The following is a 12,497-nucleotide window of genomic DNA, read 5'->3' as shown; positions in this document are numbered from 1 at the left end:
TCAGAACAGGTCGACAGAGCCGCCCGACGTGGCCTTGGCCACCACGGCGGCACTGCCCTTGCGTTCCTGTGTTTCCAGGGTTTCGGGGTGCGAGTGCGCCAGCCGCTTGACCATGGCCTTGCCGCTGGCGGGGAAGTAGCACACCTTGCGCGGGTGGATGTCGAGCACGTCTTTCGAGATCACTGCGATGCGCTCGGTCTGCAGGTACTCCAGCACGAAGGCCGTGTTGCGCTCGCCCACGTTCATGGTGGTGAAGCTGTGCATCACCTGGCCGCCACCGAACACCTTGGCCTGCATGTGCTCGCGCCGGGCGCCCAGCTTCATCATTTCATTGATCAGCAATTCCATCGCATAGGAACCGTAGCGCCCGCTGGTGTCGCTGCCGCCCTCGGGCAACATGAAATGGTTCATGCCACCCACGCGCACGCGCGGGTCCCAGATGCAGGCCGCAATGCACGAACCGAGGACCGTCATCACCATCAGGTCGTCGGCGGTGACGAAATACTCACCCGGCAGCACTTTCACGGCGTCGTGGTGGAAGTGGTGGTCGTGGTAGAAAAAGCTTGCCTCACCGGGCTTGCGCGGTTGGGACTTGAGCTGATCGAGCTGAGAGCGCGCTGGTGCGTCTCGAGGTGCCAGCGGGGCTTCAAAGCCTTTCATAGACGGTCTTTCCGCGAAGCGCGAACAGACTGCGCGCGTCGCTGAAATTCTCGGCATGGCCCACGAACAGCATGCCGCCGGGCTTCATCACGCGGTGGATGCGCTCCAGCACCTGGCGCTGCGTGGCGGCATCGAAATAGATCATCACGTTGCGGCAGAACACCACGTCGAAGGGCTCGCGAAACGGCAGGTCCTGGATCAGGTTGACGGTCTGGAACGTCATGGGTTTCTGCAGTTCGGGCTTCACGCGCATCAGCCCGGCGTTGCTGCCCTTGCCGCGCATGAAGAAGCGCTGCAGCCGCTCGGGGCTCAGGCCTTTCACACCGTCCACCTTGTAAACACCGCGTTGCGCCGTGGCGAGCACCTGCGTGTCGATGTCGCTGTTGACGATCTGGAAATTGCCGTTGTTGCCGAGCGCTTCCAGCGCCGTCATGGCGATGGAATAGGGCTCCTCACCGGTGGAGGCGGCCGAGCACCAGATTCGCCAGGGCTGCGAGCGCGCCGCGCCCATCAGTTCGGCGAGGATGCCGAAGTGGTGCTGCTCGCGGAAGAACGCGGTGAGGTTGGTGGTGAGTGCATTGATGAATTCCTGCCACTCGCCACCATCGTGCTGCTCCAGCCAGTCCAGGTAGGTCTTGAAGCTTTCGTGGCCGGTTTCACGCAGTCGGCGCGAGACGCGGCTGTACACCATGGCGTGCTTGCCATCGTGCAGGCTGATGCCGGCTTTCTTGTAGATGAGGGCCTTGATGCGCGCGAAATCCGCGTCGGTCCACACGAACTCGCGGCCTTCGGCCAGCGGGCCGTCCTGTGCTGCGAGGAGAGAAGTGGTTCGATCGTGAAACACCGCAGAACCGGCTTTGCCGGGCTGCTGGTGTTGCCCCCTCGAGGGGGTGGCGCGCAGCGCCGCAGGGGTGGTCATCAATGTCTCGAACGGCGCACCAGGCCCGATGTGTCCAGGATCAGGGCGACCTTGCCGTCGCCCAGAATGGTGGCGCCCGAGATGTTGGGCACCTTGCGGTAGTTCGACTCCAGGTTCTTGATCACCACCTGTTGCTGGCCCAGCAGCTCGTCGACCATGAGGGCCACGCGCGAGCCGTCGGCTTCCACCACCACCATGATGGGACTGGCGGCGTTGTGCTCGAAGCGCGGCACGTCGAACACGCGCTCGAGCTCGATCACCGGCATGTATTCCTCGCGCACCTTCACCACCTGCGCGCCTTGCGCAAGGGTGTTGATGTCGGTCGGCTTGACCAGGAAGGACTCGACCACGCTGGACAGCGGCAGGATGTAGACCTCGTCGCTCACGCGCACCGACATGCCGTCCATGATGGCCAGTGTCAGCGGCAGCCGCACCGAGACGCGCATGCCGAAGCCTTCGGCCGAGTCGATCTCCACCGTGCCGTTGAGCGCGGTGATGTTCTTCTTCACCACGTCCATGCCCACACCCCGTCCCGAGACGTCGGTCACGGTGTCGGCGGTGGAGAAGCCGGGCGCGAAGATCAGGTTCCAGACCTCGGAGTCGCTCATCGAATCGGGTGCATCGATGCCTTTCTCGCGCGCCTTCTTCAGCAGCTTCTCGCGCGAGAGGCCCTTGCCGTCGTCGCGCACCTCGATCAGGATCGAGCCGCCCTCGTGGGTGGCCGAGAGCGTGATGGTGCCGTGGTCGGTCTTGCCCTTGGCGCGGCGCTCCTCCGGCATCTCGATGCCGTGATCGCAGCTGTTGCGGATCAGGTGGGTCAGCGGGTCGGTGATTTTCTCCACCAGACCCTTGTCGAGCTCGGTGGATTCGCCCTGCGTGACGAGCTCCACTTTCTTGCCCAGCTTGCTGGCCAGGTCGCGCAGCATGCGCGGGAAGCGGTTGAACACCACCGACATCGGGATCATCCGGATCGACATCACCGCTTCCTGCAGGTCGCGGGTGTTGCGGTCCAGGTCGGCCAGGCCGGCCAGCAGGGGCTGGTTGGCGTTGTCGTCCAGCTCGCGGCTTTTCTGCGCCAGCATGGCCTGGGTGATGACAAGCTCGCCCACCAGGTTGATGAGCTGATCGACCTTGCTGACCGAGACGCGCAGCGTGCTCGATTCGAGGCCGGCGCCCGTGTTCGCACGGGTCTCCGTCTTCGGCGCAGCACGCACGGTGCCTGCGCTCTCGGCGGAGGCCGAGCGCGTGGGCACGCCTGGTGCACCTTCGAAGAAGCCGTAGTCACGGCCTTCGGTGGTCGGGTTGGGGTGGCCGGTGCCGGTGAGGTGGTCTTCGTCGATCGACGACGGCGCGGCCGCCACAGGCGCTGCCTGCTCGACGATGCGAATGTCGTCCTTGCCCACGTGGAAGGTGAACAGGTCCATGAGGTCGGCGTCGCTGGCCGACGTGGTGGCGCGCCAGGCGCGGTGCGTGCTCAGGTCACAGGGCAGGACTTCCACCGTGCCCAGGCCGGGAATGTCGCGGAAGAGCTCGGCGATGCCATCGGCCTGGGCCGGGTTCTCCAGCGGACCAATGTGGATATCGAGCACGCGCTCCGCCTTGACGGCAGGGCGCACCGGGGCGGGGGCTGGCGCAGCGACGACCGGAGCGGCCACCGCCACCACCGGCGCCGGCATCGGATTGGAAGCATCACCATGCGCGAGCACGCTGATGCGGTGCACCAGATCACCGGTGGCGGGTGGCGTCACGCCCCGACCCTGGTGCCCGGCCAGCAGGCCGCGCAGGGCGTCGGACGATTCCAGCAGCACATCCACCATGGCAGCGGTGGGTTGCAGTTCGTGGCGACGCAGCTTGTCCAGCAGCGATTCCATCTGGTGCGTGAGTTCGGCCACGTCGGCAAAGCCGAAGGTGGCGGCGCCGCCCTTGATGGAATGGGCGCATCGGAAGATGGCGTTGAGCTCTTCGTCGTCGGCCTTCTCCACATCCAGCGCGAGCAGCATCTGCTCCATCTGGTCCAGGTTCTCACCGGCTTCTTCGAAGAAGATCTGGTAGAACTGGGTCAGGTCGATGTCGTCACCCACGTGGCGGCTTTCGCTCATGGATTCACCCGTGTTCATCGGATCACCTTTTGAATGACTTCGATCAGGCGACCCGGATCAAACGGTTTGACCAGCCAGCCCGTGGCGCCCGCGCTGCGGCCGGCCTGCTTCATCTGGTCGCTCGACTCGGTGGTGAGGATCAGGATGGGGATGGTCTTGAACTTCGCCTGCTCGCGCAGCTTGCGCGTGAGTCCCAGGCCGTCCAGGTTGGGCATGTTCTGGTCAGTGAGCACAAGGTCGATGCTGTGGGTCTGTGCCTTTTCAAAGGCGTCCTGGCCGTCCACCGCTTCCACCACATGAAAGCCCGCGCCTGTGAGGGTGAAGGACACCATTTTTCGCATGGAAGCCGAGTCATCTACGGCAAGAATCGATCGCATGGCGTACTCCGTGTTGGGTCAGTCATCGACCGTTTCGGGGTCGACTTGAATCGCTGGGTCATGTGTGGGCTGTGTTTCAGAACAGTTCGACGGAGCCGGCGTCCATCTCGCTCTGGGTGACCGGGCTGGGCCGCTCTGGCATGGGATCGAGCTCCATGGGCTGTTCGTCTTCTTCCGGCTCCATGGCCTCTTCGGCCAGGCGCCAGGCGCAGCTTTGCAGCACCTTGCCGGTGTGCACGATGAGCTGCGTGGCCATGTCGTGGAATTGCAGTTCGGTCACGGCCTGGTGCAGCGCCTCGCGCACCGGTGCCAGTTCGGGGGTCTGTCCGCCGTCGATGTGGCTGAGCGTGCGGTTGGCCGAACCGAAGCGGTCCAGCAGGTTGGATGTGGCGTGGTCGAGCAGGCCTTCGAGCCGCTGCAGGTCGGTCATTGCCATGAGCAGCGCGTCCTGCAGGCCCGCGACCAGGTGCACCGGCAGCGAGACCGTCGGGGGTGGGTGCGACATTGTCTGTTGAGGCATGGTGGAGCTCGGTAGGCCGGGTACGGGGGTGGGTATTACAATTTTCGACATCTGTCCCTTGGTGTATCGACAGATAACGGCCCGAATTCAGGACCAGTTTTCCGCGCCAGAGTCCCATGCGGGACTTGCGCGGCGTGCAGTCCCTCCCATCCAGACCATGAGCGCAACGCCAGACAAGACGGAAAAACGCCCGGTCCGCATCCTGCATCTCGAAGATTCCCGGGTCGACCACGCCCTGGTGAAGTTCGCCTTGCAGCGCAGCCAGCTCGCGAGCGATGTGGTGCTGGTGGACACGGTCGACGACTTCCGCCGCGAACTGCTGTCGGGCCACTACGACATCGTTCTGGCCGATTACCACCTGCCCGGCTTCACCGGCATGGATGCCTGGGACGTGGTGCGCGAACTCCGGCTCGATGTGCCCTTCGTCATCCTCTCCGGCGCCATTGGCGAGGCCGCCGCAGTGGACGCGATGCACCGTGGGGTGAGTGATTACTTGCTCAAGGACAGCATGCACCGGCTTTCGCATGTGATCCAGCGCGCCATTGAGGTGCGGGAAACGCGCCAGGCCAAGGCGCTGGCCGACGGCGAGCTGGCCGAATCGCGCCAGCGCCTGGCCGAACTGGCCGAGCACCTGCAGACCGGCATCGAGCAGGAGCGCGCCGACATTGCACGCGAGATCCACGACGACATTGGCGGTGCGCTGGCCGCCGTGAAGCTCGATCTGGCCTGGGTGGGCCGGCGTGCCACCGATGAAGAGATGCGCCGCCACGTGGGCTCCGCGCTGGAGATGCTGCAGCACGCCCTGGGGGCGAGCCAGCGCATCATGATGAACCTGCGCCCGCCCATCCTCGACCAGGGCCTGGTGGCGGCGGTGCAGTGGCTGGCCTCCGGGTTCGAGCGGCGCACCGGTTTGCGCGCGACCGTGCGCCGGTCTTCCGAGCAACTCGACGTGCCGCGCGAAGTGCAGCTGGTGGCCTACCGCACCGCCCAGGAGGCACTGACGAACATCACCAAGCACGCGCAGGCGAGTGCGGTCGACATTGACCTGAGCGACCGCGAAGGCGTGCTCACCCTGGAAGTGACCGACAACGGCCGCGGCCTGGACGCGCAGGCCCTTCGCAAGGCCAATTCTTTCGGGCTGCTGGGTTTGCGCGAGCGGGCCGCCAAAGTGGGTGGCTGGCTCGACGTGAGCTCCTCCCCCAGGGGCACCTCGGTCATCCTTTCGGTACCGCTGCGGCCTTCCACGAACCCGGACAACGCGGCGAATGCCGACGAGGAACCCCATGATCAAGGTGATTTTGTGTGACGACCATGCCGTGGTGAGGCGCGGCATCCGGGACACGATCTCGGAGGCCACCGACATCCAGGTGGTCGGCGAAGCCGGCAGCTACCCCGAGTTGCGCGAGCTCATGCGCAAGGTGGAATGCGACGTGCTGGTGCTCGACCTCAACATGCCCGGGCGCGGCGGGCTGGAGGTGCTGGCCGCACTGAAGGAAGAGGGCTCTGCCGTGAAGACCCTGGTGGTTTCCATGTACCCCGAAGACCAGTACGCCATCCGTTGCCTGCGCGCGGGTGCGCGGGGCTACGTGAACAAGGCCGGCGAACCCGCCGAACTGGTGGGGGCGATCCGCACCGTGCAGCAGGGACGCAAGTACGTCACGCCCGACGTGGCGCAGATGCTGGTGGACACGCTCAGCGCGCCCGAGAGCGAGGAACTGCACGCCTCCCTGTCCGAGCGCGAGCTGCAGACCCTGCAGAAGATCGCCTCGGGCAAGAAGCTCTCGGACATCGCCGAGGAACTCATGCTCAGCCCCAAGACCGTGAGCGTTTACCGAGCGCGCGTGCTGGAGAAACTGCACCTGGCCAACAACGCGGAACTCACGGTCTACGCGATCAGAAACGGCATCGTCTAGCGTGAGCCCGAACTGAATGTCCACTTCGATCTGGAGCCCGCTCAGACAGCCCGCCTTTCGCGGGCTGTGGCTTTGTGGCGCGGTGTTCTTCATCGGCAGCGGCATGCAGTCGATGGCGGCGGCGTGGCTGATGATCGAACTCACCGGCTCGTCCTTCCTGGCAGCGCTGGTCCAGACGGCGGTGTTCATGCCCATGTTCCTGCTGGCCCTGCCCGCCGGTGTGCTGGCCGACACCACCGACCGCAGGCGCCTCATTTCGGGTGCGCTGCTGGCCCAGGTGGCGGCGTGCGCGGTGCTCGCGCTGCTGGTGCTCAGCGGGAAAGGGGGCGCGGCTTCGGTGCTGTTCCTGGTGTTTGTCTGCGGCTGCTGCACGGCGGTTCTCACACCGGCCTGGAACTCCTCCGTGATCGACCCCGTGCCGCGCGCCGAGTGGCCGCTGGCCATCACCGCCATCAGCATCGCCTACAACGCAGCGCGCGCCATCGGTCCCACGCTGGCCGGCCTGCTGTTCGCCTGGGCGGGCGCGGGCTGGGTGTTCGCCATCACCGTGTTCACCACCCTGGTCATGTGGGAGTCCATCCGCCGCTGGCCGCCGCGCGCGCACCCACCGTCCAACCTGCCACCCGAGCGCCTGTGGGGCGGCACGCTCAGCGGCCTGCGTTTCGCCTGGCACTCGCGCATCATCCTCGCGCAGCTCGTGCGGGTGATGGCTTACAGCGCCGCCGGCTCGGCGTTGTGGGCGCTGCTGCCCGTGATCGCGCAACGCCAGCTGGGTGCCGGCGCCGAAGGTTTCGGTTTGCTCATGGGTTGCCTGGGCACCGGTGCCGTCATCTCGGGCCTGATGATTGGCCGCATGCGCGCGCGCTTCAGCCTGGACCGCATCGTGGCAGCGGCATGCGTGGTGTTCGCCGTGGTCATGCTGGTGGCGGCTCTGGTGCGTGTGCCCGCGTTGATGTATCTGGCCATGGCGGTGGGCGGCGGAGCGTGGATGTCGGCCATGTCCACCCTGAATGCGGCCACCCAGGGCAGTGCACCGCCCTGGGTGCGCTCGCGCGCGGTGGCCATGCACATCGTTGCCGCACTCGGTGCCTTTGCCATGGGCTCTGCGTTCTGGGGCGCGGTCTCCGACATTGCCGGTCTCACCAGTGCCCTGGTAGCCGCCAGCGTGCTCATGGCCGCCGGCCTGCTGCTGGTGCGACCCTTCCCGCTGCGAGTGGGTGGCGACCAGGACGTGACCCAGGGCACCCCCTGGGACGAACTCTTCGTGGAAGCCGAGCCTGCACCCGAGGCCGGCCCGGTGGCGGTGGAGGTGGGCTACCGCATCCGCCCCAACGAGGACCGCGCGTTCCTCGATGCCATCAGCAAGATGAAGGCTCCCCGCCGCCGCGATGGCGCCACCTTCTGGCGCGTCTACCGCGACCTGGGCGAACCCTCACGCTACGTCGAGCGCTTCATCGTCGAATCGTGGGCCGACTACCTGCACCAGCGCGCCCGCGCCACCGTGGCGGACCGCACCATCGAGACCGAGGTGCGGGCGTATCTGGCCGAGGGCGAGAGCGCGAGGATGTCGCACTACATTGCGGAGCGGTGAAGAAAGCGCTTCGTGCGCATGACCATCTGCTTGATTCCCTTCTCCACGGGATTTGAATCAAGCAAGGATCCTGAGATGACTTTGCACGAAGAATGACGTTGCGAGTATTTCAGATGCTCATTAGCCGACGCCACCTTCCTATCCTCCAAGCATCTACAGGCTCCATGACAGCGACTCTCGCCACCATTGGTGATCGTTTCACTGCACAGTTCATCGACGGAGCCGCGGCATTGGTCGCGGGCGCCGTCTTCTACTATTTGGCCAGGGCACTTGAATGGCCGCTGCAGCTAGCACTCTTTGCTTGGCTGCTATATATGCTCGTTTGCGATGCCATGCCAAGAGGGCAGAGCTTGGGGAAAAAGCTCATCGGAATTGCCGTGGTTCATTCGACCACCGAACTGCCCTGTCGCTACTGGCAGTCGGTGGTGCGGAACGTCTTCATGCTGGTGCTAGGCGTTTTCGATGCGATGTTTATCGTCGGAAAACAACGTCGGCGCCTGGGCGACCTTCTGGCTAGAACCAAAGTGGTCAGGCTGCACCGTTGACGAGATGTCGCCAACTGGCGCGGCTTAGGAGGACTTCGCCATCGGCACAGGCGGCGTCGTCACCACCTGCCCATCCTTCACTGGCAGCGTGGCGCCCGGCTTGAAGCTGGTGCGCACCGTGCCGTCCTTGCCGTCCAGGCGGTAGACCACGTCGTAGCCCTTGAGCTTCTGGGACTTCTCGTTCACGGTCCGGCAGCGCTGTTCCGTGGACGAGACCGTGTCCTTCTGCTGCATGTTCTTTTGCACCTGGTTACCTGCATAACCTCCGGCAACAGCGCCGGCCACGGTGGCCACGGTGTTGCCGCTGCCTTTGCCGATGGTGCTGCCCAGCAGGCCGCCGGCAATGCCGCCGATGGCGGTGCCTGCGATGCGGTTCTGGTCCTTCACCGGCGCCTGCCGCTGCACCTGCACCATTTCACAGTGTTCGCGCGGAGTCACCACGGTCTCCATGACTTCCTTCACCGCGACCACTTCCGCCTCTTTCGGCTGCATCAGCGTCTTGTAGCCGGTCACACCACTGGCGCCCAGCACCACCATGGCCAGACCGCCGACCGCGATGCCTTTCATCATTGACTTGTCCATTGCTCACTCCTTCTTGGGTTTGTGAAACCAAATCTAGTCTCGATTTCATGCGCTTCTGTGACAAACCGTGTCGCTGGCGTGAAGCCTCGAAACAGCTCGCAACGGACATGAAGTCAAAAGGCCTCGAAACCGAGGTTTCGAGGCCTTTTTTTACGCTGAATCGCGAGCACGGTATGTGCTCGTGGGCGTTTTAGTAGCGACCGCCACCGCCGTAGCCACCACCGCCGCCCGAGCGGTCACCACCGCCGTAGCCGCCGGTGCGGGGAGGACGGGCTTCCATCGGACGGGCTTCGTTCACGGTGACGCTGCGGCCGCCGAGCGACTGGCCGTTCATGCCGCTGATGGCGGCTTGAGCTTCGGCATCGCTGCCCATTTCGACGAAACCGAAACCCTTGGAGCGGCCGGTGTCGCGTTCCATCATGACTTTGGCGCTCGTGACCGAGCCGAATTCGCTGAACGACTGCTGCAGGTCTTCGTCGCGGACGGTGTAAGGCAGGTTGCCGACGTAAAGTTTGTTGCCCATGGGGACTCCTCAAAACATAGAAACAAAAGCGATGGGGGTCCCGAAAGCACAACAAACCCGAAAGTGCACCGTGGCGCGCGAAACTGACCAATCACCGAAACTGTGCCATCGCATGGCGACGTGCACCCCTGTATTGTGCTCCTTTGGCTGGCAAACTCCCTGAATGGTCCTATTTCGGCAAAAAGCAGCATGACGCCCGAACTCTGGTTGCTCGTGGTGGGGGCCGCCGTGGCCGGTTTCGTGCAGGGGCTTTCGGGCTTTGCGTTCGGCATGGTGGCCATGTCGTTCTGGGTCTGGGGCCTCGAGCCGCGAGTGGCGGCGGTCATGGCGGTGTTCGGCTCGCTCACCGGGCAAGTGGTGGCGGTCGTCTCCAGCCGCCGTGGCTTCCGGCTGGCGGCGCTGGCGCCGTTCCTGGCGGGTGGCGCGGTGGGCATTCCGTTGGGTATCGCGGTGCTGCCGCACTTGAATGCAGACCTGTTCAAGCTGGCGCTGGGCGGTGTGCTGGTGGTGTTCTGCCCGATCATGCTGTTCTCCTCCAGCCTGCCCAAGGTATCCCGCGGGGGGCGCGTGGCCGACGGCGTGGCCGGCGCGGTGGGGGGCTTCATGGGCGGCATCGGCGGTTTCACCGGTGTGGTGCCCACGCTGTGGTGCACGCTGCGCGGCATGGCCAAGGACGAGCAGCGCGCCATCATCCAGAACTTCAACCTCGCGGCACTGGCGTTCACCATGGCGGGGTACCTCGCCAGCGGCCTGGTCACGCGCGACATGTGGCCGCTGCTGCCGCTGGTGGCGGTGGCACTGCTGGTGCCTTCGTTGATCGGCGCCAGAATTTACGTCGGCCTGAGCGAAGCCGCTTTTCGCCGGCTGGTGCTCACCTTGCTCAGCTTGTCGGGCGTGGCGATGCTGGCGTCGGCGGTTCCCCGGTTGCTGGCTTGAGAACACCAGGCCACGGTACACAATGCCCTGAAACGACGACTGGAGACCACCCATGTTCGAAACCGCCACTGCGGGCAGCCTGCCCAAGCCGGCCTGGCTGGCCGAGACCGAAAAGCTCTGGCCGCAATGGAAGGCCGCCGGCCCTGAATTGCAGCAGGCCAAGGCCGACGCCACGCTGCTGTGGATCAAGGCACAGGAAGACGCGGGGCTGGATGTGATTGGCGACGGCGAGCAGGCGCGCCAGCATTTCGTGCACGGCTTTCTGGAACAGGTGGACGGCATCGACTTCGCCAACAAGGTGAAGATGGGCATTCGCAACAACCGCTACGACGCGATGGTGCCGCAGGTGGTGGCCCCGCTGCGCCTGAAGGGCCGCGTGCACGCGTTCGAGGCGCAACTGGCGCGTGCCCACACGAAAAGGAAGCTCAAGTTCACGCTGCCTGGCCCCATGACCATCGTCGACACCGTGGCCGACCGTTTCTATGGCGGTGATGACGAAGGACGGGTGAAGATGGCCTTTGCCTTCGCCGAACTGTTGAACCAGGAAGCGCTGGCGCTGCAGGCCGATGGCGTGGACGTCGTGCAGTTCGATGAGCCAGCCTTCAATGTCTACATGAAGGAAGCCGCCGACTGGGGCGTGGCGGCGCTGGAGCGTGCGGTGCAGGGCCTTACCTGCACCACGGCGGTCCACATCTGCTACGGCTACGGTATCCAGGCCAATGTGGACTGGAAGCAGACGCTGGGCGAAGAGTGGCGCCAGTACGAGCAGGTGTTTCCCGCACTCGCCAGAAGCAGCATCCAGCAGGTGAGCCTGGAGTGTTTCCACTCCCATGTGCCGCCCGACCTGATGAAGCTGCTCGACGGCAAGGACGTGATGGTGGGCGTGATCGACGTGGCGAGCGAGGTGGTGGAAACGCCCGAGCAGGTGGCCGACACGATTGCGCTGGCTCTGAAGTACGTGCCGAAGGATCGGCTGATCGCCTGCACCAACTGTGGCCTGGCACCCATGAGCCGCGAAGTGGCCGTGGCCAAGCTGGAGGCGCTGGCCAAAGGCGCAGCGCTCGCACGCCAACGTTTCGGGGGATGAGCATGCACGGTTTGCCAACGGCCGTGCCGGCCGATGTGGGGCTGTGCCCCGAACGCACGCAACGCATCGTGCAGGTGCTGCAACGCGATGTGGACCGCGGCCGCCTGCCCGGCGCGGCGGTGCTCATCGCGCGGCGTGGCCGCGTGGTGCTCGACACCACCGTGGGCCGGCTCGACCCGGCGCGTGACGTGCCCATGGGCACTGACGCGATCTTTCGCATCTACTCCATGACCAAACCCATCGTCTCGGTGGCGACCCTGATGCTGGTGGAGCAGGGCCGGCTGCTGCTGAGCGACCCGGTGGGTCAGTACATCCCCCGTTTCATGCAACAGCGGGTGGCCGAGACCGGGCCACAAGGCATCACGCTGGTGCCCGCCTCACGGCCCAGCACCGTGCAGGACCTGCTGCGCCACACCGCCGGCCTCACCTACGAATTCACCGGCAACGAGCATGTGAACCAGCTCTACGCCCAGGCCGGGCTCGGCAGCCGCCAGCAGACCAACGCCGAACTGTGCGAACGCCTGGCCGCGCTGCCGCTGGCCCACCAGCCCGGCACCACCTGGGCCTACAGCCGAGCCACCGACGTGCTGGGCCGCGTGATCGAAGTGATCACGGGCCAGACGCTCGGCGCGTTCCTGCGCGAGTCCATCCTGCAACCCCTGGGCATGTCTAGGATGAAACTACCGCCTCGCCAGCAGGTGAGATCTGCACGTTGAATCCGATCTGCTGGAGTCTTCGTACAAGG

General features: G+C 65.2%; 14 protein-coding genes. 7 read left to right on the top strand and 7 right to left on the bottom strand.

Going from position 1 to position 12,497, the window contains the following annotated elements; all coding sequences use genetic code 11:
- The 5 genes from cheD to ACTIF6_RS23395 all read right to left on the bottom strand — a co-directional run bounded on the left by cheD (position 1) and on the right by ACTIF6_RS23395 (position 4,575).
- On the bottom strand, positions 1-660 hold the full coding sequence (cheD, locus tag ACTIF6_RS23415) for a chemoreceptor glutamine deamidase CheD (protein WP_439590155.1): 660 nt from the start codon (positions 658-660) through the stop codon (positions 1-3).
- Positions 647-1,579, bottom strand: coding sequence for a CheR family methyltransferase (locus tag ACTIF6_RS23410; RefSeq protein ID WP_439590154.1), 933 nt, complete (start codon positions 1,577-1,579; stop codon positions 647-649). The genes cheD and ACTIF6_RS23410 overlap by 14 nt, the downstream gene beginning before the upstream one ends.
- Positions 1,579-3,696, bottom strand: coding sequence for a chemotaxis protein CheA (locus ACTIF6_RS23405; RefSeq protein ID WP_439590153.1), 2,118 nt, complete (start codon positions 3,694-3,696; stop codon positions 1,579-1,581). The genes ACTIF6_RS23410 and ACTIF6_RS23405 overlap by 1 nt, the downstream gene beginning before the upstream one ends.
- On the bottom strand, positions 3,693-4,055 hold the full coding sequence (locus ACTIF6_RS23400; RefSeq protein WP_439590152.1) for a response regulator: 363 nt from the start codon (positions 4,053-4,055) through the stop codon (positions 3,693-3,695). Before ACTIF6_RS23400 ends, ACTIF6_RS23405 begins: the two co-directional genes overlap by 4 nt.
- Positions 4,056-4,131: 76 nt before the next feature.
- On the bottom strand, positions 4,132-4,575 hold the full coding sequence (locus tag ACTIF6_RS23395) for a hypothetical protein (RefSeq protein ID WP_439590151.1): 444 nt from the start codon (positions 4,573-4,575) through the stop codon (positions 4,132-4,134).
- Between the two features lie 157 nt (positions 4,576-4,732).
- Between ACTIF6_RS23395 and ACTIF6_RS23390 the strand changes: the two genes are divergently transcribed.
- From ACTIF6_RS23390 to ACTIF6_RS23375, 4 genes are all read left to right on the top strand, one after another.
- Positions 4,733-5,881, top strand: coding sequence for a response regulator (locus ACTIF6_RS23390; RefSeq protein ID WP_439590150.1), 1,149 nt, complete (start codon positions 4,733-4,735; stop codon positions 5,879-5,881).
- Positions 5,859-6,488: a response regulator gene (locus ACTIF6_RS23385; RefSeq protein WP_439590149.1), complete on the top strand. Its 630-nt coding sequence runs from the start codon at positions 5,859-5,861 to the stop codon at positions 6,486-6,488. Before ACTIF6_RS23390 ends, ACTIF6_RS23385 begins: the two co-directional genes overlap by 23 nt.
- Positions 6,489-6,504: 16 nt before the next feature.
- A complete protein-coding gene (locus ACTIF6_RS23380) occupies positions 6,505-8,079 on the top strand; it encodes an MFS transporter (protein WP_439590148.1) in 1,575 nt (524 codons plus the stop codon).
- A 164-nt stretch (positions 8,080-8,243) separates the two neighbouring features.
- Positions 8,244-8,624, top strand: coding sequence for an RDD family protein (locus ACTIF6_RS23375; protein ID WP_439590147.1), 381 nt, complete (start codon positions 8,244-8,246; stop codon positions 8,622-8,624).
- Between the two features lie 24 nt (positions 8,625-8,648).
- Here ACTIF6_RS23375 and ACTIF6_RS23370 read toward each other — a convergent pair whose 3' ends face one another.
- A complete protein-coding gene (locus ACTIF6_RS23370) occupies positions 8,649-9,206 on the bottom strand; it encodes a glycine zipper 2TM domain-containing protein (protein ID WP_439590146.1) in 558 nt (185 codons plus the stop codon).
- A 190-nt stretch (positions 9,207-9,396) separates the two neighbouring features.
- Positions 9,397-9,729 carry an RNA recognition motif domain-containing protein gene (locus tag ACTIF6_RS23365; RefSeq protein ID WP_439590145.1) on the bottom strand — a complete coding sequence of 111 codons (333 nt, stop codon included), beginning with the start codon at positions 9,727-9,729 and terminating at the stop codon, positions 9,397-9,399.
- A 189-nt stretch (positions 9,730-9,918) separates the two neighbouring features.
- On the opposite strand from ACTIF6_RS23365, the gene ACTIF6_RS23360 reads away from it, so the two are divergent.
- Genes ACTIF6_RS23360 through ACTIF6_RS23350 form a run of 3 tightly spaced genes read left to right on the top strand, consistent with a single transcriptional unit; the run spans position 9,919 to position 12,468 of the window.
- Positions 9,919-10,665: a sulfite exporter TauE/SafE family protein gene (locus ACTIF6_RS23360; protein WP_439590144.1), complete on the top strand. Its 747-nt coding sequence runs from the start codon at positions 9,919-9,921 to the stop codon at positions 10,663-10,665.
- 52 nt (positions 10,666-10,717) lie between these two features.
- A complete protein-coding gene (locus ACTIF6_RS23355) occupies positions 10,718-11,752 on the top strand; it encodes a methionine synthase (RefSeq protein WP_439590143.1) in 1,035 nt (344 codons plus the stop codon).
- 2 nt (positions 11,753-11,754) lie between these two features.
- The gene (locus ACTIF6_RS23350; protein ID WP_439590142.1) at positions 11,755-12,468 is read left to right on the top strand and encodes a serine hydrolase domain-containing protein; all 714 of its coding nucleotides are present in this window, start codon (positions 11,755-11,757) and stop codon (positions 12,466-12,468) included.
- Positions 12,469-12,497: the final 29 nt, after the last annotated feature.

Origin of the sequence: Hydrogenophaga sp. (genome assembly GCF_051860785.1) — a bacterium.
Classification (GTDB): domain Bacteria; phylum Pseudomonadota; class Gammaproteobacteria; order Burkholderiales; family Burkholderiaceae_C; genus Hydrogenophaga.
Note: the sequence above shows the minus strand (reverse complement) of the source record. Positions and strands in the feature narration are given on the sequence as shown.

Excerpts from the sequence above, each read along its gene's own strand:
- cheD (WP_439590155.1), bottom strand. The coding sequence starts at position 660 with ATGAAAGGCTTTGAAGCCCCGCTGGCACCTCGAGACGCACCAGCGCGC.
- ACTIF6_RS23410 (WP_439590154.1), bottom strand. The coding sequence starts at position 1,579 with ATGACCACCCCTGCGGCGCTGCGCGCCACCCCCTCGAGGGGGCAACAC.
- ACTIF6_RS23405 (WP_439590153.1), bottom strand. The coding sequence starts at position 3,696 with ATGAACACGGGTGAATCCATGAGCGAAAGCCGCCACGTGGGTGACGAC.
- ACTIF6_RS23400 (WP_439590152.1), bottom strand. The coding sequence starts at position 4,055 with ATGCGATCGATTCTTGCCGTAGATGACTCGGCTTCCATGCGAAAAATG.
- ACTIF6_RS23395 (WP_439590151.1), bottom strand. The coding sequence starts at position 4,575 with ATGCCTCAACAGACAATGTCGCACCCACCCCCGACGGTCTCGCTGCCG.
- ACTIF6_RS23390 (WP_439590150.1), top strand. The coding sequence starts at position 4,733 with ATGAGCGCAACGCCAGACAAGACGGAAAAACGCCCGGTCCGCATCCTG.
- ACTIF6_RS23385 (WP_439590149.1), top strand. The coding sequence starts at position 5,859 with ATGATCAAGGTGATTTTGTGTGACGACCATGCCGTGGTGAGGCGCGGC.
- ACTIF6_RS23380 (WP_439590148.1), top strand. The coding sequence starts at position 6,505 with ATGTCCACTTCGATCTGGAGCCCGCTCAGACAGCCCGCCTTTCGCGGG.
- ACTIF6_RS23375 (WP_439590147.1), top strand. The coding sequence starts at position 8,244 with ATGACAGCGACTCTCGCCACCATTGGTGATCGTTTCACTGCACAGTTC.
- ACTIF6_RS23370 (WP_439590146.1), bottom strand. The coding sequence starts at position 9,206 with ATGGACAAGTCAATGATGAAAGGCATCGCGGTCGGCGGTCTGGCCATG.
- ACTIF6_RS23365 (WP_439590145.1), bottom strand. The coding sequence starts at position 9,729 with ATGGGCAACAAACTTTACGTCGGCAACCTGCCTTACACCGTCCGCGAC.
- ACTIF6_RS23360 (WP_439590144.1), top strand. The coding sequence starts at position 9,919 with ATGACGCCCGAACTCTGGTTGCTCGTGGTGGGGGCCGCCGTGGCCGGT.
- ACTIF6_RS23355 (WP_439590143.1), top strand. The coding sequence starts at position 10,718 with ATGTTCGAAACCGCCACTGCGGGCAGCCTGCCCAAGCCGGCCTGGCTG.
- ACTIF6_RS23350 (WP_439590142.1), top strand. The coding sequence starts at position 11,755 with ATGCACGGTTTGCCAACGGCCGTGCCGGCCGATGTGGGGCTGTGCCCC.